Raw genomic sequence first — 20173 nt, 5'->3', positions numbered from 1 at the left:
TTTCCCGGTCGTCGATTTCGTTTCGTCGAGCGGGTGTAGACGACGAATTACTTTCATTTTCTGCCGCGAATGCCCTTGTTCGCTGATAAGCCAGAATCGGAATGCGTTCGTTCGGGATCCCAGAGAGCGAAAGCGCCGTCGTGAGCGCTGTCGAGGCATGCGCGTCTTGGATTAACGCGGTGGCTCCTTTGGGTTCGCGTGGCAGCGAAGCTCATTGCCTTGCAACCTTGCATAGCGGTAGTGCGGATCCGATGTAATCGCGAAACGCACTCAACGTAAATCAAGCGCGCTCCTTGCGGAAACCGCATGCGGATGTTACGTGGGAAGGACTCAGCTCATACACCCGAAATTCGTACTCTTATCAGGTGCTATATCGTGTTAATATGCCAGCATGACGGTGATCCTGTCCAACATATCTGCACTCGAGTTTTGGCGATCGCCACTAAGCGACAGCAGTAGAGCGCGCAAGCCGTCTCGCGCTCGAATCATGCCCGAAGATGCACCGCACGCAACTGCAATCGAAGAGTATGGGCTCATCGGCAACGAGGTCTTTTCTTTGCCTCTGCATGTCATGGCGCTCGATGGAAGGAGGAAGAGCACGCATGATCTCGTTGTCCATCAATCGCGATTCTTGCCTGCCGGTTCTCTGAGGTCTATTTCAATACCCGGTTGCGACAAGGCCGTTTTCGTTACAAGCTCAGAACTTACCTTGGTTCACATGGCCTCCCTCTTGAGCTTTCCGCAAACCGTCCATCTAGGTTACGAGTTTTGCGGAACCTATGCTCCCGACAAGAGCCGACCATACGGTATTAGGGGGAGGATTCCCCTCGCCACTCCATCCAGTATAAAAGCTTGCCTTCTCGAGCTCGAAAACGTCAGGGGAACGAAAACGGTTCGCAAAGCACTTCCTCACATATTGGAGCAATCGGCTTCCCCTCGGGAATCGACGCTGGCTGCGCTTGTGACGCTTCCCTGCATGCGAGGGGGAAGCGGTATCGCCCATCCTCTCATGAACGCTATCGTTCCGATCGGTAAAAGAAACCGATGGACGGCCGATAAATCCTTTTTTCGGTGCGATTTGCTTTGGCCCGATCAGGGCGTAGCCGTAGAGTACGATAGCACTCTCTGTCATACAGGTGCCGAGCGGATTGCCCAAGACGCACAACGACGCAACGCTCTCGAATCGCTCGGAATAACCGTTGTAACCGCAACGTGGCAGCAGGTGGCCAACTATCGGGAATATAATCGCTTTGTACGGATTTTAGCGAGACATTTGAATTCGAGAATAAGGCCGAGCTGTTCAGATTATCCTCGCAGGCAGCTTGCCCTTCGATCGGAGCTGCTCGATTGCCCCCCGTTCTTTGGCTGAAACGCCTTTTGCTCGGTCGTACCCGAGCTTGTGGCAAGAAACGAAAGTTTTTCGTCCCCGTGGGAAGCTCGGTGGCTCCAAAGCGGGTTTCTGGGATCAAGCTGGTTGTGTTTTCCCAGCACAACGACGCACTTAATGATGTGTCTTTTCCACTTACCCTGCACTACGACGAATTTCTTTCGTTTTCTGCCATCTTCGAGGGTTTCGCTACCGATTCAGGTTCGGTGCTTGGCACCGAGTCTCAGAAGCATTGCTCTCGCCGTCATCGTTCCGCTGCATCATGGGGTGATGTTCAGCGTGGATATAGGGTCGAAGTAGAGCAATCCTTCCCGGCGGAGGCCGAGCCGCACCTCGTCTCGGCCTCCCGCATGGTGAAGCGATTCCAAGCTCGTTTTGCTGACGATGACGGAATCTCCCACTTCAAACGAGATGTACGCGTCCGAGCCGACGATTTCGTCTCGCAGCCTCCGTCCCGTGAGCATCGCATAGTGCTCGTGGGATGAAGCGGCATCTGCGATGCGCTGATCGCAAGGCGAGGCGGTATCGCATCCTATCAGGACGTTTTCGGGACGTATCCCCGCAACCACGCGGGGCTGCGCAAGGGAAGCGGCCAATCCGGGAGGTGCGGGAATTCCGTCAGGGCTGTCGAGGAAGCGCAGCATGCCGCGGTCAACGCGGCATTCGAGGAAGTTCATCTGAGGGGATCCGATGAATGCGGCGGTGAACAGGTTTCGGGGATGAAAGTACAGCTCGCCAGGCGTGCCGATCTGCTGTACGCGCCCCTGGTCCATGACGACGATCTTCGTCGCGAGCGTCATCGCCTCGGTTTGATCGTGGGTCACGTATACGATGGTCGCACCCGTTTTGCCGTGAAGCCTTGCCAGCTCGCCGCGCATTTGGGCGCGCAGCTTGGCATCGAGGTTCGAAAGCGGTTCGTCCATGAGGAACAATGCGGGATTGCGCACGATTGCCCGGCCTATGGCGACTCGCTGTTTCTGCCCGCCCGAAAGCTTCGACGGTTTGCGATCGAGCAGATCGGATATGTCGAGCATCGAAGCCGTGGCGCGTATCCGTTCTTCCCGTTCGCGTTTGGGTACCTTTCTCGCTTTGAGCGGAAATGCGATGTTGTCGAACACCGTCATATGGGGGTAGAGGGCGAAATCCTGAAACACCATCGCTACGTTGCGCTCGGCGGGAGGCGCGTGCGTGATGGTGCGCCCGTCGAGACGGATCGACCCCGATGTCGGGGTCTCCAGACCTGCGACGAGACGCAGCGTGGTCGACTTGCCGCAACCCGACGAGCCGACGAGCACGACGAACTCGCCCTGCTCGATGCGCAGCGAGAGCTCGTCGACTGCGCGGATCGCGCCTTTGCCGTAGGTTTTGGTCAGCTGCGCCAATTCGAGAAACGACATCTATCTCACCCGGTTCTTTCCGTGGCCTGCACTTGTTCGCGCATCCCAGTATGCGAGTTTTCGAGCAGCGACGGCGGCGCATGCCAACGACGCGAGCCCGAGCGCCACTGCGAGCACCCAGGGAAGAAGCACCCGCATATCGGGGATTCCCTCTGCTGCAAAAGCGATGCGCGAAAAACCGTCCTGCAGGGATGCGGCAGCCGTTTGCCAAGCGGAAAAGTCCGACCAGTGGGTGGGAAAACGGCTGCCGAACCGCGAGAGCGCCGAGGCGAAGGTTGCCGTTGCGGCGATGGCGGCGAGTGCGGGAATCGCGTAGGCGATGGCCGCGAGCGCCGGATGGCCGGCTGGGCGCTTGCGCAAGGGCCGGCAGTGCCAAGCCGCATAAGCGGCGAGCGCTGCGGGATAGCAAAGCAGCAAGGCGAAGGACGCGAGCGAGAGGAGGCCGTAATCGAGCTCCGCGCACTCGACGCCAAGCGATGAGGCGATCGTTTCGGCGGTGATGGGAAAACCGTCCGCGTCCGCATCGGCTGTGGTGATTCTCGTGTAGGCGACGGGGAATTCTCCGGCGGCCGATCCGTCCATGATGCGGACCGGTGCGTCTTCGGTGCGGCCGCCCGAAGCGACGGACGGTTTTTCGGCCTCCAGGGCGTTCGCCCGATACGTGCCCGGCTCGGTGGGGCAGGCGGCTGCGTCGGGGAATACGAGTCCGATCTCGCCCGTAAAGTACAGCACCGTTTCGCCCGCGCCCTCTGCGTTTTCCGCGGCGATCGGGTCGCTCGCGTTCGCCGCGACCCCGTCGACTTGGGACCACAAGACGATGGGGAACGGATCGGCCGCCTCGCCTGACCGCTCCAGAACCGAGGCGGCTTCGCTCGGCCCGATACCGCCGCCTGCGAGAACGAACGTCTTCGTGTTCGCGTAGGCTCCGGAAAGCGTGCCGTACGCGGCGATCTGCGCTCCAAAGCACGCGAGCGAGACGAGGAAAGCCGCTATGGCGGCCAAGGGGATGCGCCGTATGCCGAGAGCCTTACGCATCGGCGAGCCGAACCTTACTGCCGTCAGCGAGAACCCTATCCGATCTGACGATGATCTTCTGCTGCGAGGATACGGCTCCCTCGGCGAGCGCCGCCCAGCTCGCATTCGTGTCGAGCACGGATACGGGCACCTTTCGGGCGACCAGCTCGACGCCCGAGAATCCCCCCTGCTCGGCTACCACGTATACGTAGGATCGCGCGCCTTCCCGATGGACGGCGGCGAGGGGAGCGCATGAGCCGTATTCGCGGGCGGCGGCCGGTGCGTTCGCATCGACCGATGCTTCCGGGGCTTCGCCTTCGGGTACGGTAGCGCAACCGGGTACGGCTTCGCCCCCGGTTGCAGCTCCGGGATCGAATGCCGTACCGCCGTCTGCCTCGATGGCTTCCTGCGCGAAGGTCTGCGTGCTCGGTGCCTCCGCTGCCACCAGCGCGGTGCCCGTGCTGCTCACGGCCCTCGACAGGATGCCGAAGCATGCCATCGCAACGAAAAAGACGAACAGTGCGGTTGCGGCCCTGCGTTTCATCGGGCGCTCCTTCCCTGCAGGCTGTGTCCGTTGCGGTGCGCAATCGCGGCCCTTCGTTTCATGACCGGTCCTTTCGGGCGGTTGCGGCGATTCCCCGTTCGAGGTACTCCCTGCCCATGGCGAACACGAGCACGGCGGGCACGGCGGCGATGACGGCCGAGGCGAACACGAGCCCGACGTTGTCGAAGGATACCGTCGGTTGGAACAGCGAAAGGGGCCAGAGCGCCTGATCTTTCAAGAAGGCGAGCGGCTGTTCGACCAGGCTCCAGTACTCGAAGAACCCGAGCACGAGCGCGGCGAATATGCCGGGTAGGCCGAGGGGGATGCCGATAGTCAGAAATACCCGCAGTTCGCCTGCGCCGTCCAAACGGGCCGATTCGATGATGGCGTTCGGGATGGTGGCGAAGAAGTGCCTCATGATGAACACGGGAAACGCCGAGAATATGCCGGGCAGGATGATGGCGGGAAGCGTATCGTTGATGCCGAGCGCGTTCAGTACAAGGTAGTTCGGCAGCATGACCACCTGGAAGGGCAGCATCATCAGCAGCACGTAGAGGAAGAACAGCGCGTTTCGCCCCGGGAATTCGTAGCGCGCGAGCGCCCAGGCGGCGGGCGTTGCGAACAGGAGCTGTCCTGCGAGCACGCCCGCCGTAATCGCAGCCGAATTCCAGAAGAGCACATGGTAGGCAGGCGTGTCGACGAGTACGGCGACATAGGATTCCAGAGTGGGGTTCAGGGTGAGAAGCGGGGCTTGCGCATACCCTTCGCCCGACGGCAGGACGCCGCCCAGGACCGAGGAAAGTTCGGTCTGTCCCATGAGCGATCCGGCAACTAGCATGACCAAGGGAAAGCACAGAACGAACCCGGCGAGGGCAACGCATGCAGCCGTCAGCGTCGTTCGAACCTTCATCGGTCTGCCCGAACCTGTTTGGCCCACGAACGGAAAAGCAGGCAGACGACGAGGAAGAGCACGAGCCCCAGCAGTACGCCGCCCGCTGCGAGCTTGGCGGTTGAAAGGCTCGCGAACCAGTTATTGAACAGGTGCGGAAACAGGTACATGCTCTCGTGGGGATAATTCCCCGCCACCAGGTACGCTTCGCGGTACACCTTGAAGGCGTTGATGATTGCCAGCACTACGACAACCGCGCACGAGGGTGCGAGCAGCGGCAGGGTGATCCGCACGGCGATCTGGCGCGAATTCGCCCCGTCGACGCGCGCCGCTTCGTACAGGGTTTCGGGGATGCAGGAGAGCGCGGCAAGCCAGAGCACGATGCAGTAGCCGAGGTTGCGCCACACGTAGCTGGCTGCGAGTACCCAGAAAGCGGCGTCGGTACCCATCCAGGCTACGGGTTCGAGGTCGAAGAAGGCGAGGATGCCGTTGGCGATTCCCTCGGCGTCGAACGTGACGCTCATCAAAAGCGCCGCCGAGAAAACGGGGATTGCGAGCGGCAGGAGAAGAGCCGTCTTCATAAGCGCCTTGAACGGCGTGCTTTTTCGTAAGAACAGCGCGACGGTCAGGGAGGCTATCAGCAGGATCGGAATGCAGACCGCCATGAACTTGGCCGTATTGAGAGCGGCCAGGCGAAACGCCTCGTTGGAAAGGACCGTTGCGTAGTTGTCGAGCCCGACGAACTCGGTGCCCGACGGGTTGGCGAGCGACCGCCTCGCGACGTCGAGCGAGGGCGCGAGGAAGAAGACGGCGAGACCTGTGAGGCTCGGGGCCAGAAAGGCCCCGACGACGATCGCTTTGGGCGGGCGCGGCATGCTCATGATCGCCGCCTACTGCGCCAGGTAGAGGTCGATCTTCTGGATCGCTGCATCGAGGGCCTCGTCGAGCGTCGCCTCGTTGCGGCAGTAGGCGAGAAGCCCGGTCGAGAGGATGTCGCTTGCCGTCTTGTCGGGCATGCACGCATGGGTCGCGCTCTCGACGAGCGCGCAGTTCGCCTCGACCTCCGCTTCGGTGAAGGGGCCGCGACTGACAGAGGAAAGCTCGCTTCCCCCGTCGCCCATGACCGACATGCCGTAGCCGCCGAGCTCGATCTGGGCTTCTCTGAAGGCGGTTTTGTTGACGGCGATGCCGATGTCCAATGAGCCCTGCTTCTGCTGCGGTTTCGACAAAACGTAGGAGACGAAATCCTTTGCCTGGCCTGCCTCTGGTGTGTTGGCGTTCACGGCAAGGATCGAGCTCGGCACGAACACGCGCTCGGGCGAGAAGCTCAACGGCTCGAGGGCGCACGCGAACGAGGCGTTCTCCACGGCGAGGCTCGCCGAGCCGAAGCTGGTGCCCGAGAGGAGCGAGGCTATTTCGATGAACTGCTGATCGGGGTTTTCTGCGAAGAGGATGCCCGATCCGCTGATGCCGGAGCCGCCGCCTTGCAGGTCGTCGAGCTGGCTTCCGAGATAGTCGTAGCCGGTAGGCGCATTCTCGTAGTTCCTCCTGTCGTTGAGCATAAGGAGCCGTTTCGAGCAGGCGAAGAACGTTGCGAGCGCGTCCCGGTCGACGCTTCCGCCCGTATCGAAGATGCTGCGGTAGCTTGCCGTGTACAGCGATGCCACCGAGAAGGTCGCATCGGTGCCCGTCGGGCTCTCGCTCTCCGATTCGATGTAGGAGGTGAGGCTTTCAAGCGATTGCGCGCAATCGATCGCCTCGGCGCTTCCGACAATCGCGGGTATGCCGAACCTGCTCGGAATCGCGAAGCAGCCGTCATCGGTTGCGAAGGCGCCCACGACGTTCTCGAAGTACTCGTCGTCGGTCTCGCGAGCGTCTTGGATGATGCCCGAAAGATCGAGAAGCGCGCCCTGTTCGGCGAAGCCGTCGAAGGGAAGCCCGTCGAGGACGATGACGTCGGGACCCGTGCCGGAAAGGATTTCGGCGTTGAGGGTTCGCAGGGCGTCGTCGGCCGAGAGCCCTGAGCCCGCCGGGATGCCCACGCGTACCTCGATCGCGATCTCCGGGTGCTCGTCACGGTAGGTTGCGGCCGTCTGTTGGATAACGGAGCTGTCTTCGAGCGTGTACACGGAAAGGCTCGAGGTGGATTTCGGCTGCTCGCCCTGCGGGTAGCGGTAGAGCGTATAAGGATTGGCCGAGCCGGACCGTTCGCGGTAGAGCACCGCGATGTCGTCGGATCCGGATCCGACGAGCAGCCGGTCGGGGGTTTTGCCCGTATTCGAGAGGTTCGTGGCATTGCCTGAGGCAAGGACGGTCGCCGTCTCGCCCGAACAATCGTAGATCGCGCCCGTCGAGCAAAGGAAGATCCCGCTTTCGCTCGCAGCCCAGATGGGTGTTGCAACAGCGGACGCGTCCGTCGGGGGAAACGCGGCCGCGAATACCGATTCTTCGTGAGCATCGAGGTTCACCTGTTCGCCGGTGTCGTAATCGAAAACGTACAGCTCGCAGGTAGGGTTGGCGGAGCTGCTCTTGGAAGCGCTCGCGTATACGCGGTTGCCGTGCACGGTGAAATCGGCGAGGACGGTGCCGCTCGGCAGGCGATACGTGCACACCGTGTCGCCTGTCGTGTAGTCCGCTCGGAAAAACGAGCCGGTCCAGTCGGATGCGATCACCGTGTCCTCGTCGAACGAGCGCATGATGGCGATGCGGCCCGCCGGCAGGGAAGCCTCGCTCTGCGAACCGGGATCGACGAGGTAGCAGCCACCGCCGTCTCCTTCTGCGGTAAGCGTCGTGCATAGAAGGCTTCCCTGCGGGGTGAGGCACGCGGCCCCGATAGAGGTGTCGTCGTCAAGCGATGCGGCCAAGGTAGACGTGTCGAAGAGCGCCTCCCAAGAGCCGTCGGCGGTCTTGGCGAACACAGCGACCGTATTCCAGTCCGTCGTGTTGGCCGCCATGAGCATGCCTCCGTCGCTTGTGTAAGCGATGTCGGAGATGTGCATGATGTCCGTCGGGAGTGTGACGGCCTGCTCGAAGCGACTCGTTTCGCTGCGCGCGGCTACGCTGCCGTTCGGTGTCGGGGTGCAGGCGGCAAGGCCGAGTGCGAAGATTGCGGCGAGCGCGATGGAAAAGACGCGTTTCCCCATCGTGCTTTGCGTCGAAGCAGGGGGTTGTGCGGTGTCGGCTTTCGGCGGGCAAGCCGATGCGTTCGAGCTCGGGTTCATGCAGTCTCCTTTTCGGGCGGTTTCTAGGGATGGACGTTCTTGTTTCGGCATGGCTGACGCTGAGCCCTTGGGCAGCGGTTGCATTGCTTCGGTTGTGCGGAAGGTCTATTCGAGCCAGAGGCGGTACGTGGTTTTGGTTCGGTAGTCGACCGTCTGGATGCAGTACTTCGAGAAATCAATATGCCTCGAGGTCCCGTCGGTTTTGAGGGCTTCGTTGGGAACGATGAAGGGCAAAACGACCGTTTGCGTCTCGCCGGGTTTTACGTTGACGGGCGCTGTTTGGATGTCGTCGGATGGGGGATCGTCCAAGGAGGTGTATTCGGCGAGCATGGTGAAAGCGTAAGCGTCGAGGCGTACGCCTGCTCGCATGGTTCCGTCCGAAAGGGGGCCGGCCTCGACGACAAGCGTGCCGTCTTCTGCGTGGATCGCCTCGGCGTACGTGTCGGTCCATGCATCGGTCCAAAGTCGAAACTCAGGCAAGCCGTCACTGCTGTACGGTCCGACCGAACCAGCGATGAGCGTGTTCGAGGTGTTGGTGACGGTTGCCGAGACAAGCACCATCGTGCTGTCTTCCGGATAAACTGGATAAACTTCCTGATTCGAATACTCCGGGTAGAGCTCTTTGAAAGCCGATCCCGATACCGATCTCACCTCATCGATACGCATCTCGAACAGGGGATACTCGTACTCCCAATCGCCGATGCTCTTCAGGTGCTCGATGTACTCGTCGCTGGGGATGGTCTCGTTTGTTTCCCCGATGCTTGCGGTAGGATGATCCGTTTCCCAGATGAAGGCCATGCCCTGCACTATTCCCTCGAGCGCTGCGCTGCGGCCGAACTCGCAATCAACGACTCTTTGGGAGGACTCGCCATTGCCATCGTACATGCCGGCGTAGAGGAGCGATGCGGGGCCGTGCGGCACACTGGGTATGTAGCGTCCGACAAACCAACCCATGGCAAGAGCGGCAACGACGAGGCATACGATGCCGACTGCAGCGCGCTTTTTGCGTTTGGCTGTCATGTGCACTCCTTTCGGCGACAAGGTTGCGGTGCTTTGCTGCAACGCCTTCGCCGAAGCTATCATGATATTCGGTGCGTTAGCAACGGTGAGTTTTTTCACCCGGTCCGCGAGTCCGTGCAATGGCATGGTTCGTCGTAGTATTATGCATGAAAACAAAGGATGCGCGCGAAGGGCGGTTTGGTGATGGATTGGATGTCGGTTGTAGCGGTCATTGGCGGTGTGGGAGTGCTGTTTGTCGCATGCTGCGTCGCGATTGCCCAGGCGGCCTTTTCTGAGACCATGTCGAGAACCAAGCTTCAGGTAGCCATTTTTTACGGCACGGTGTTTGCTGTTGCCCTGTTTGGATGCCTTGCGATCACGCAGGCCGCCGACACGGGGGCCGCCTCGGTTTTCTCGCTCGCTTTGTGCGCTGTGTCGCTTTTCGTCGGTTGGCATCTGTCGCGCGCATGGCGTCTCAACGAAGATGTCGAGATCGCCTCCCTCAACGAGCTGCGCAGGTTCGTCGAGACCCACCAAAACGTTGAAGACTCCCTTGAGGAGCGGTGCGCCCGCACCGCCCGCGATTACGATTTGACCCGTCGGGAAGAGGCTATCCTCAATCTGCTGCTCGAGGGAAAGACGCGCTCCGAGATTGCGCGCGAGCTTGTCGTGTCCGACAACACAGTGAAGACGCACATCCGCAACCTCTACCGGAAGATGGGCGTATCGGGGAAAGACGAGCTCGCCGATGCGATGGTCGAGCGATGCGGCAACGCCGGGTAGGGCTGCCTCCGCGATTTCGCGCGAGCGAACCTTGCGGTATCCGGGATAATTCTTACGCGCAGCAATCGGAACGGAAATCCACCTCATATTAAGTAAGTACTTATCAAATACAGTAGTTTGTTGTATACTTTTCTCAAATGGCTCGAAAACAGTAGCATTTTCGAGCCCAGGAGAAAGGCGTGGACTATGAAGAACGCGACGATCGAGGGGGGACCGGGCGCATTCTTTCGCCTTGCTCTCTGCGCGCTGCTCGTGTGGGGTTTAGCACCGCTGAGCGCGTATGCGGACGAGCCGTCTTCCGAAGCTCCAACGACACGAGAGGAGGTTATTGCCCCGGGCGATTCCGAAGCGCTTGAATCCGATACGGGTGTCGAGAGCGCAGCCGATGAAGCATCCGGCGGCGGCGACGGCGCTTCCGACGGCATCGCGGCTGGCGCCGATGGCGCAGGCGCGCTCGATGCGAATGCGGCAGGCGAAGCCGAGCTGTTCGATCCGCCCGACGCCGAGCCGGCTGCGGAAGCCGACGAGGCCATCGACTTTGCGGAGGTGTCCGACTTCGCATCGCTTCAGTCCGCCGTCAACGCGGCCGCCCCGGGGGCGACCATCGAGGTGGCCGGAACCATCGTGTTCACCGACGAAATCGCCCTCGACAAAGCTCTGACCATCAAAGGCGACGGCAGTGCCGTTCTCACGGCTGCTCCGGGCAAGCGGCACTTCAGGGTGGACGGCACGACGATTACCGGTGCTGCGGCCATCACGTTCGAAAATGCGGTCTTCGAGGGGCCAGCGTCGACTATCGACGACGAACCCAACGGCGGCATCGTCGTATCCACTACGAGCATGGACAACCTCGTCGATGCTCGTTTCGTCGTGAAGGATTGCTCGTTCTACAACAACGCCAATATGAAAACCGGCTCGGGCATCTCGTACGGCGGCGCGCTCGGCGTTACGTCGAAGACGCGGGGCGTCGAAATCTCGAACAGCGATTTCGACGGCAACTACGCCTTCGGCGACGGAGGCGCTCTGGGTCTGAAAAGCTCTTCGGCGACGTTGACCGAATGCACGTTCACGAACAACCGAAGCGACACGGGGGGCGGTGCGCTGTCCGGCGCTGCCGGAACCACGATCGTCGATTGCCTGTTCGAGGGAAACGTTGCGGAGGGCAACGGCGGAGCGGCGACGTTCACTCTGAACAACACGAGCGCCATTACCGTGCAGGGTTCGACGTTCTCGGATAATTCCGCCAAGAACTCGGGGGGCGGCTTGCATGTGCTGAACTTCAACTTCTCGGGCATTCCCACCTGCACCATCGAGAACAGCACGTTCGTCGGCAACGAAGTGACCAACCCCATCTCGTCGAACCGCACGTATCTCGGCGGCGCGGCGCTCCTCGATGCGCAGACGACGCTGCGCAGCGTGACCGCTGTCGGCAACAGCGGACCCGACGGATCGAACGGAACCGGAGCCGGCATCGTTTTGTTCGAGCAGGGTTTCGACGGCATGTATGCTAACGTGGTCGAAGGATGCCTCGCCGTCGGCAACTATCAGGACGGCGTCGAGAAGAACCTCGGCATTATGAACGGGATGCCCTTCGGCTCTCTTGCATACGAACCGTTTGCGAGCGCAGCGGCTTCCGTCACCGAGATTCCCGCCGGGCTGTCACTCGGCGATATCGTATCGGTCGACGATGCGGGCGCTGCATTGCTTCAGAACAACGGCGGCATCACGCCGACGGTTGCCCTGAACCCCGATGGCATCGCCGTCGATGCGTACGAGGCGGCCGACGTGACGCTTGCCCCTTTGGGTGTGGATCAGCGCGGCAAAACCCGTCCGGCGGGGGACGCGGGGCGCAATGATGCCGGCGCATTCGAGCTGCAGGACAATGAGCGGAGCCGCGGATTGAGCATTGCGCGCCTGTACGGCGCCGATCGCTACGAGACGTCGCGTGCGGTGTCCACGCACGACAGGGCAGGTTCCGACGTGGTGATCCTCGCCTCGGGCGACGATGGCCGCTTCCCCGACGCCTTGGCTGCGAGCGCGCTCTCGGGTGCCGAAAACAACGCTCCCATCGTGCTTACTCCGACGAGTTGGCTCTCGACGGAGGCGCGTATGGCTATCGAAGTAGACTTACAGCCGAGTCGCGTGATCATAATCGGCGATCCGAACGCCGTTTCGATGGCGGTTGAAGACGAGGTGAGAAGCATTCTCGGCCCCGCTGGAACCATCGAGCGCATCGGCGGTACAACCCGTCAGGATACGGCGGACAAGATCTACGAGACGTATGCCGATGAGCTTTCGACGACGGCGATCCTTGCGCTCGCCACCGATTTCCCCGATGCTCTTTCGATTTCGTCGTGGGCGGCCAAAACGAAGAGCCCTATCTTCCTCGCTCATTTCGGCTCGACGGGGCTTTCGGGTAAAACGCTCCGAGCGCTCTCCGACGGCGGTTTCGAGCGTATTCTCGTTATGGGAAGCAGCCTCTCGGTCTCCGACGAGGTTGTGCTGCAGGCGCTTGAGGCCGCGAATCTCGGCTACGGCGATTACAGGCGCTTCGCCGGCATCGACCGCTACGAGACGTCGGCGCTGTTCGCTGCTTGGGCCACGAGTGCCGACCGCGATCCTTCGGAGCGGCTGAGCATGCACGGCGGTGCCATCGTGCGCGGTGACAAGCACGCGGATTCGCTGACGGGCGGTGCTCTGCAGGGCCGCGACTCGTCCGTTGTTCTGCTCACGCGGCGCGACGCCGCAACGCCCACGGTGGAAAACCTGCTCGATGCCCATGTCGGCGAGATCGGAGAGCTCAGGTTCTTCGGTGACGAATACGCCGTCGAGCTCGATGTTGTCAGGCACTACATCCAGAGGATCCCGTATACGGCGATCACCTGGCTGCCCGATGATTCGGTGGCGATTCTGTAGGCTGACCGAGCGAACGATACGCGCGGTGTGGCTTCCGGCGAACCCTTGCCGCACGATCGAAGAAAGCCCGGGAACCTCGCTGGTTCCCGGGCTTTTCCCTTGCGAATGCACCGACGGTGCGAAGCGTTTGTTCGCCGGCTACTTGTGGTAGTACCGATGCTGCTCGTACTTCGGCTCGCAGCATACGTTGATGCCGAGCGTGCGGTAGAGCTTCTCGTCGGTCGAGGAGATGATGACCGAGAAGAACGCGTCGCAGCCGCGCAGCTCGCCGGTGTGTTCGATGATCTCGGCGGCGAGCGGGTTGGTGACCGAGCTGATCGAGAGGGCGATGAGCGTTTCGTCAGAGTGGAGGCGCGGGTTCTTGTGGTTCAGATGCTCGGTCTTGAGATGGCAGATGGGCTCGATGACCGAATCGCTGATAACGTCGATGTCGCCCGTGCCGCCAAGTTCCTTGAGTGCGTTGATCATAAGCGACGAAGCCGCTCCGAGAAGCGTCGAGGTCTTGCCGGTGACCACTTTGCCGCCAGGCAGCACCATGGCGCCTGCGGGCGCTCCGGTCATCTCCTCCTTGAGGAGCGCTGCCGAGCGTGCGGGGGAGAGGCTCGAGTTGACGCCCGCCTGGTTCATGAGCAGTTCGAGCTTCTCGATCTGCTCCTCGCCCGTGCCGGTGCGCTTCGCATCGACCGCGGTCTGGAAGTAGCGTCGGACGATCTCCATCTTGGCGGCGTCGCAAACGGCTTCTTCGTCGACGATCGCGTAGCCCGCCATGTTCACGCCCATGTCGGTCGGCGATTTGTACGGACTCTCTCCGCTGATCTTCTCGAGCATCGCTTTGAGCACGGGGAATATCTCGACGTCGCGGTTGTAGTTGACGGTGGTCTCCCCGTACGCTTCGAGATGGAACGGGTCGATGGTGTTCACATCGTCGAGATCAACCGTAGCCGCTTCGTAGGCGATGTTCACCGGATGCTTGAGCGGCAGATTCCATACGGGAAACGTTTCGTATTTGGCATAGCCCGCCGCGACACCGCGCTTGTGTTCATGGTAGAGCTGCGAGAGGCACGTGGCCATCTTGCCGGAGCCGGGGCCGGGAGCGGTTACCACGACGAGCGGACGGCTCGTTTCGATGTACTCGTTTTTACCGTAGCCCTCGTCGCTGACGATATGGTCGATGTCGTAGGGGTAGCCGGCGATGGGGTAGTGCAGATGGCATTTGATGCCCAGCCCGTCGAGCCTACGGCGGAACGCGTCGGCGTCGGGCTGGTTGGCGTAATGGGTGACAACGACGCCGCCCACGAGAAAGCCCATGGAGCGGAAGTTGTCCATAAGGCGTAGCAGATCCTCGTCGTAGGTGATTCCCAGATCCCCGCGCTGCTTGCTCTTCTCGATGTCGTTCGCGTTGATGACGATGATGATCTCCACGTCGTCGACCAGGCTTTTGAGCATGCGGATCTTAGCGTCGGGCTCGAAGCCCGGCAGCACGCGCGCGGCATGGTAATCATCGAAGAGCTTCCCGCCGAATTCGAGGTAGAGCTTCCCGCCGAACTGGTCGATGCGGTTACGGATATGTTCTGCCTGCAATGCGATGTACTTGTCGTTGTCGAATCCGATGCGCATGGAAAGAGGCGTCCTTTCGAAGGGTTGTGGCGGGCGGTTTGGGCGCTTCCGTGCAAAGGCAGCGCACCAGGGAGATTATAGCTTACTTTCGTCCTGCCCATGCGAGCCTTGTTCCTCCAAGCGGTCGAGCAGTTCTTGTTTGCTGTGAATGTCGAGCTTGGCGTATATGTTCTTAACGTATGTGCGAACGGTGTTTTCCGATATGTAGAGCTTTTCGCCGATGCTGATACGGCTCCTGCCCTGGGCCAGAAGGCCGACAACTTCAAGCTCCCGCTCGGTCAGGCTGTACTGTTTGCCGAGCTGGGAAAGGTGCTCGGCGTAAGACGCCTCCTCGCGGACTTTGGGCGTTGCGCCGTCGTGCGCCGGTTCGCCTTCCTGCCTTGATGCGGGATCGCCTGCGGGTGCGGCGTATCGGTCGGCGAGAGCGGCCTGTACAGAGGCATTCGCTTGCGGGCTCCTGAACTCCGCAAACAGGTGGCGTTTGACGGGTATCGAATCGTTGAGCAGAAAGACCATGGCGAGGGCCAGGAGCAACACGACGAACGCGATGACCAGTATCGCTTCGGAAGAGTGCGGTTCGAGCAACCATATGCCCGCCCTCCCGATCTCTCTCGGCAGCACGTGCGCGAGCCATCCGACACCGAGTATCAGGTAAGAAGGTATGCCGCTGTGCCGCGCGATGTCGTAGCAGCTGAACCACAGAAGGCCAACCGCGAAGGTGTTGGAGATGGAGATGAAGGTTGCGCCCGCCAGCGTTGCCGTCGAGTCCGAAAGCGCAAGCAGCAGAACGCCGATGATGATCAGGGTTACCGAGATGTTCCAGAGAGTCGAGAAGCGGATGCTCCGCCTTTTCGCGACGGCCCACCATATGAGCGCGAGCGAGATGAGCAGCACGGAGAACTGATGTATGGCCTGGAAGGGGATCGTGAGCGCGATCGATTCGCCCGAGGGGTACCCGCGCGCTATGCCGAGGGCAAGGTTGAAGAGGGCCATGCCGGCGATCAGGCGCGCGAAGGTCGATTTCGGTTCGCCGTCGTAGACGGTATCGCGTTTCGGAAGCGTTGCGGCGCCCGAAGACGTGCGAAGCGCTTCATCGCGCTCGTCGAGCAGTTGGCTTGATCGTTGCAGCATGACAAGCGAGAGGGCGGGCATGACCATGGCAACCAGGTAGGTGAAGGTTGCGGGCAGAAGCCCGAGGAGAAACCCGAGCATCGAGCTCGCCCCCAGCGAGAGAAACGCGTAGATCAGCGCTTCGTCCGGGGGGAAGCGCTCGTACACGGTTATCCAGATGCCGCCACCCCATACGATGCCGCAGCCGGCGCAGACGCAGGCTGCGAACAGGACGATGTGATTCGGGGTCTCGACGTTGACGAGGAACAGGATGCTCGCAGCCGTCATGGCGAAAGCCGACGCATATCCGAGCATCCTTTGAGATCGCTTCGGAAAACCATGGCGGACGACGATGGCGATGAGGATCACGATCAGCGCGACGCGGGCGAGGTTGGACACGATGGTGATGATTCCCGAGTCCGTCGACGTGTAGCGATCGTACAGGTTGCATTGGATCCAGATGCGGACCGCCACGAGTCCGCAGAAGCTCAGGGAAAACAAGGGGAGAAGCGAAGAGAATGCAGGGGAAGGCTTCGCTTGAGCCGTGATGTGGTTGCTTGTTGAAGTGCCCATGATCTCCCTCGCTTCCGTATGGAAGATGGTACCACAACAACAGGACTCCACCGTAGTGATGGAGTCCTGTACAGCGGTCGCTGTTGTCGCATGCGAGGGTTCGAGGTTCTGCTCGGGCCTCATGTAGGGTGGAGCCCCGGCCTTTCCCCGTCTAGGCGGACAGGTACTCGACAGCAGATTCGGCAGCCCGGTGTCCGAACACGTTGATGTCGCACACCGCGTTTCCGCCGAGCCTGTTTCCGCCGTGCACGCCGCCGGTCACTTCCCCCGCGGCGAACAGCCCGGGGATAGGATCGCCGTTCGTGTCGAGCACGCGCGTTGCGGTGTCGATCTTCAGGCCGCCCATCGTATGGTGAATGCCGGGTGCAACCTTCACGGCGTAGAACGGCGCGTTCACGATGGGGTTCAGGCTCTTCGTGCGCCCGAAGGGATCTTCGACTCCCTGCTCGATGCACTCGTTGTAGGTGGTAACGGCGCCGATGAAGTTCGTCGGATCGATTTCTTCCATGACGCCCGCAAGCTCTTCGATCGTATCGCCGGAAAGCAGCAGCCCTTGTTTCTCGAACTTCTCCTTGATGCTCTTGTTGTCATCGTAGACGTGCTGGTCGAACACTGCGTACGCCCAGCCGCCCGGCTGCTCCCACTCGGCGGCCGTCACCTTGTCGCGCGTCAGAAGCTCGTTCACGAAACGGTTGCCCTCGGAGTTGATGAGGATGGCTCCGTCGCCGCGGATGCCCTCGCTCAGAAGGATCGAGGTGCTCTGCTCGACGGTGGGGTGGACCTGGATGTGCTCGAGATCGACGGTATCGGCGCCGATGTCGGTGGCGATCGCGATGCCATCGCCCTGCGCGCCCGGCTGGTTCGTGGTTACGGCGTCGATGAGCTCGGGGCGGTACTGCGCGAGCATCTCGTGGTTGGCGCCGAATCCGCCTGTAGCGAGGATGACGACGGGGGCTTTGTAGGTGTACTCCTTCTTGCCGTCGCTTGCTACGAGGCCGGCGATCTTGCCGTCCTCCACGATAAGGTTCTTGACGTCCATGTTCGTGCGGGCTCCGATGCCGCGTTCGGTGCAGAGGTCGTGCATGTGGGTTACGAGGTACCCGCCGACGGCGCTGCCGTCCTCGGGGCGGTGGATGCGGGGCACCGTTGCGCCGCCCGAGGTCGATATCTTGGTGAGGTGCATGCCTCGCTCGGCCAACCGTTCGATGGCGGCGTTCGAGTTCTCGCACATGTAGCGGATAAGCTCCTTGTCGCCGAGTTCTTTGCCGCCGATGAACGTATCCTCGGCGAACAGCTCGTTGCTATCTTCGACGCCCTCTTCTTTCTGAAGGGCGGTTTCGCTTGCGTTCATGCCGCCTTCCGCGAAGTTCGTGTTGCCGCCCACGACGGCCATTTTCTCGAGCAGCACCACGTTCGCGCCGGCCTCCTGCGCGCTGAGGGCAGCGGTCATGCCGGCACCGCCCGCTCCGACCACGATGATGTCGAAGGTCCCCTCGTCCTTTACCGTCGCCTCGCCCGATCCGCTCTGCGGGGAACATCCGACGAGTCCGACTCCCGGCAGCATCGCCGCGAGGCCGAGGCCGATCGAACCCGCCAAGAACGTGCGGCGGCTTATGGCTGCGCTTGCACGCTGGTTTTCATTGCTGTCGATGCGTTCGTTCATGGTTGTGCTCCTCCTTGTGTCGATGCGCCTCCAGGGCGTTTTCGTTGGCTCTACGGTAAGGCGCAAGGACGTGCGAGCGGAAGCGTCGTATCGGGTGGCTTGTACGCCCGAATCGGGTGATCTTTGCATTTTTGCTGATCAATGGAGGGGTTTAACTCCTGCTGAGAAGGGGTTTAACTCCTGATGAGCGGCTTTTCGGGTACGGCGCTTCCTTTGCGCGCCCGTTTTCGGCCAGAGCGCACGCCCCGGTTTCCGCGCTCGTGTTTCCAGTGTGTGAAATCGAGCGACGGGTGGGGGCGGCGTGCGCGTTGTCTTGTAGAATAGAAAAGCGTTTGGAAGCATTGTGCAATGCTCGCCGGCGCTTTTTTCTTGCGGGGACTCGTTTTGCCCCGCGCATCGGGGTAAAACGACCCCGCGCCGGTCCGATGGAGCCGTTTGGAGAAAACCATGACCAAGCACATATTCGTGACCGGCGGCGTCGTGTCTTCTTTGGGGAAGGGCATCACGGCCGCCTCTCTCGGGCACCTGCTCAAGGCGCGTGGCTACAGGGTTACCATGCAGAAGATGGATCCCTACCTCAACGTCGACCCCGGAACGATGTCCCCCTTCCAGCACGGCGAGGTCTTCGTGACCGACGACGGGCACGAAGGCGATCTCGATCTCGGGCACTACGAGCGCTTCATCGACGAGAACCTCACGCGGGAATCGAATTTCACCCAGGGCTCCATCTACCAGAGCCTGATCGCGCGCGAACGGCGCGGCGATTTTCTCGGGGGTACCGTGCAGGTGATCCCGCACGTGACCGAAGCGATCAAAGAGCGTTTGCGCCGCGTGGCCGAACAGAGCGGCGCCGACATCGTCATCTCGGAGATCGGCGGCACCATCGGCGATATCGAATCGCAGCCGTTCATCGAGGCTGCGCGCCAATTCAAGAAGGAGAAGAAGCCGGGAGACGTGCTGTTCGTGCACGTGACGCTCGTTCCCTACATTGCGGCTGCCCATGAAGTGAAAACCAAACCGACGCAGCACAGCGTGAAAGAGCTGCGTTCCATCGGCGTGCAGCCCGATTTCATCGTGTGCCGGTCCGATCACGAGATATCCGATCAGGTGCGCGAGAAAATCGCGCTCTTCTGCGATGTCGCTTCCGAAGAGGTGCTTGCCTGCACCGATGCGCCCTCGATCTACGAGGTGCCCGTGAACCTGCATGTGCAGCGCTTCGACGAGATGGTGCTCGATCGCCTGGGGCTCGAGCATCGCGAGATCGACCTGCGCCCCCTGCAGGCGTTTCTCTCTGCCTCGAACCAGTGCGGCAAGCAGGTTGATATCGCGGTTGTCGGTAAGTACGTGAGCTTGCCCGACGCCTACCTCTCGGTCATCGAAGCCCTGGGACATGCGGGCGTCCACCACGGATACCACGTGAACGTGCATCTTGTCGACGGAGAAACGCTCGACGGCTCGACGGTTGCCGACGCGCTTGGAGGCATGGACGGCATCCTCGTTCCCGGCGGCTTCGGTAAGCGCGCGTTCGAAGGCAAGATCCTTGCGGCGCAGTACGCCCGCGAGAACAGCATTCCGTTTTTGGGGATATGCCTCGGCTTGCAGGCTGCCGTGTGCGAGTTTGCCCGTCACGTTGCCGGCATGTCCGGCGCCACGTCGGCCGAATTCGACGAGGGGGCCGAATACCCCGTGATCGACCTCATGCCCGAACAGGAGGATGTCGAGAACAAGGGCGGTACCATGCGTCTCGGAGCCTATCCCTGCCGCGTCGAGCCGAACACGTTGGCGTTCGCGGCATACGGCGACGAGGTGATCTACGAGCGCCATCGCCACCGCTACGAGGTGAACAACGCGTTTCGCGACAGGCTTGTCGAAGCGGGTCTCGTTGTTTCGGGGGCTTCTCCGGACGGTCGCCTGACCGAAATGGTCGAGCTGGCCGATCATCCCTGGTACGTGGCGAGCCAGGGCCATCCGGAGTTCAAGAGCCGTCCGACGCGGCCTCATCCGCTGTTCCGCGATTTCGTCGGCGCGGCGATCGCCCGCGGCGCCAGGTAGGGTACGCT

The 20173-nt window shown here is 61.4% G+C and carries 13 protein-coding genes; 3 read left to right on the top strand and 10 right to left on the bottom strand.

Going from position 1 to position 20173, the window contains the following annotated elements:
* Window positions 1–1647: 1647 nt before the first annotated feature.
* The 7 genes from MWL89_RS10385 to MWL89_RS10355 all read right to left on the bottom strand — a co-directional run bounded on the left by MWL89_RS10385 (window position 1648) and on the right by MWL89_RS10355 (window position 9472).
* Window positions 1648–2784, bottom strand: coding sequence for an ABC transporter ATP-binding protein (locus MWL89_RS10385; protein WP_244385967.1), 1137 nt, complete (start codon window positions 2782–2784; stop codon window positions 1648–1650).
* Window positions 2785–3819 (bottom strand): hypothetical protein, encoded by a 1035-nt coding sequence (locus MWL89_RS10380; protein ID WP_244385966.1) that lies wholly within the window; start codon window positions 3817–3819, stop codon window positions 2785–2787.
* A complete protein-coding gene (locus MWL89_RS10375; protein WP_244385965.1) occupies window positions 3812–4342 on the bottom strand; it encodes an efflux RND transporter periplasmic adaptor subunit in 531 nt (176 codons plus the stop codon). The genes MWL89_RS10380 and MWL89_RS10375 overlap by 8 nt, the downstream gene beginning before the upstream one ends.
* Before the next feature lie 58 nt (window positions 4343–4400).
* Window positions 4401–5252, bottom strand: coding sequence for a carbohydrate ABC transporter permease (locus MWL89_RS10370; RefSeq protein WP_102377766.1), 852 nt, complete (start codon window positions 5250–5252; stop codon window positions 4401–4403).
* Window positions 5249–6112 (bottom strand): carbohydrate ABC transporter permease, encoded by an 864-nt coding sequence (locus MWL89_RS10365; RefSeq protein WP_244385964.1) that lies wholly within the window; start codon window positions 6110–6112, stop codon window positions 5249–5251. Before MWL89_RS10365 ends, MWL89_RS10370 begins: the two co-directional genes overlap by 4 nt.
* A 9-nt stretch (window positions 6113–6121) precedes the next feature.
* Entirely contained in the window at window positions 6122–8452 is a 2331-nt protein-coding gene (locus tag MWL89_RS10360; protein WP_244385963.1) for a type 2 periplasmic-binding domain-containing protein, read from the bottom strand.
* A gap of 105 nt (window positions 8453–8557) precedes the next feature.
* On the bottom strand, window positions 8558–9472 hold the full coding sequence (locus MWL89_RS10355; protein ID WP_244385962.1) for a hypothetical protein: 915 nt from the start codon (window positions 9470–9472) through the stop codon (window positions 8558–8560).
* Between the two features lie 183 nt (window positions 9473–9655).
* Between MWL89_RS10355 and MWL89_RS10350 the strand changes: the two genes are divergently transcribed.
* Together MWL89_RS10350 and MWL89_RS10345 are read left to right on the top strand one after the other, a co-directional pair.
* A complete protein-coding gene (locus MWL89_RS10350) occupies window positions 9656–10234 on the top strand; it encodes a helix-turn-helix transcriptional regulator (protein ID WP_244385961.1) in 579 nt (192 codons plus the stop codon).
* 186 nt (window positions 10235–10420) lie between these two features.
* Window positions 10421–13150: a cell wall-binding repeat-containing protein gene (locus MWL89_RS10345; RefSeq protein WP_244385960.1), complete on the top strand. Its 2730-nt coding sequence runs from the start codon at window positions 10421–10423 to the stop codon at window positions 13148–13150.
* 138 nt (window positions 13151–13288) lie between these two features.
* Here MWL89_RS10345 and MWL89_RS10340 read toward each other — a convergent pair whose 3' ends face one another.
* From MWL89_RS10340 to MWL89_RS10330, 3 genes are all read right to left on the bottom strand, one after another.
* Window positions 13289–14767, bottom strand: coding sequence for a DUF1846 domain-containing protein (locus MWL89_RS10340; RefSeq protein WP_244385959.1), 1479 nt, complete (start codon window positions 14765–14767; stop codon window positions 13289–13291).
* 75 nt (window positions 14768–14842) lie between these two features.
* Complete coding sequence (locus tag MWL89_RS10335) at window positions 14843–16450, bottom strand: helix-turn-helix transcriptional regulator (RefSeq protein WP_244385958.1); 1608 nt, start codon at window positions 16448–16450, stop codon at window positions 14843–14845.
* Window positions 16451–16601: 151 nt separating this feature from the next.
* Entirely contained in the window at window positions 16602–18113 is a 1512-nt protein-coding gene (locus MWL89_RS10330) for a flavocytochrome c (protein ID WP_244385957.1), read from the bottom strand.
* A gap of 447 nt (window positions 18114–18560) precedes the next feature.
* Here MWL89_RS10330 and MWL89_RS10325 point away from each other — a divergent pair, with 447 nt between their 5' ends.
* Window positions 18561–20165: a CTP synthase gene (locus tag MWL89_RS10325; RefSeq protein WP_244385956.1), complete on the top strand. Its 1605-nt coding sequence runs from the start codon at window positions 18561–18563 to the stop codon at window positions 20163–20165.
* Window positions 20166–20173: the final 8 nt, after the last annotated feature.

Source organism: Raoultibacter timonensis (genome assembly GCF_022845715.1).
Taxonomy (GTDB): Bacteria; Actinomycetota; Coriobacteriia; order Coriobacteriales; family Eggerthellaceae; genus Raoultibacter; species Raoultibacter timonensis.
The sequence above is the reverse complement of the archived record's forward strand: the minus strand, read 5'-3'. Positions and strand labels throughout refer to the sequence as shown.